The organism is Heliobacterium chlorum, from assembly GCF_014502795.1.
GTDB classification, from domain to species: domain Bacteria; phylum Bacillota; class Desulfitobacteriia; order Heliobacteriales; family Heliobacteriaceae; genus Heliobacterium; species Heliobacterium chlorum.
The window spans coordinates 1-302 of record NZ_JACVHF010000218.1; the positions used below are offsets into that span (position 1 = coordinate 1).

A 302-nucleotide genomic window follows, 5' to 3' on the forward strand; every position below is an offset into this window, starting at 1 on the left:
TAAACTTTTTTCCCCGCTGCCCAGGGATTCCGGGCCAGTGCCGTAGTTACCGTACTAAAATTCGTGTTTGAAGTATCTTTAATATCGCCCAGCTTGGCATGAACGCTTCCTGTACTACTTGACGCATCGGTTCGAAGTCCTACCTGCCGCCGCAGGAAGGAAAGCAGGGTTTCATTCAGACCGAACATTTTTTAGAGTCCTCCCCGTTTCAGGTATTCACCGTTCCACGTATAGGTCAACACATCCCGAATCCCACCTTGGGTTGTCCCCGCCGGGGGCAGGTAACGGTACATTTTGCGGAT

The 302-nt window shown here is 51.3% G+C and carries 1 protein-coding gene; it reads right to left on the bottom strand.

Annotated elements, in window-relative coordinates; all coding sequences use genetic code 11:
• A partial coding sequence (locus H1S01_RS21115; protein ID WP_188042211.1) for a hypothetical protein occupies window positions 1-188 on the bottom strand: 188 nt, incomplete at its 3' end.
• Window positions 189-302 lie beyond the last annotated feature (114 nt).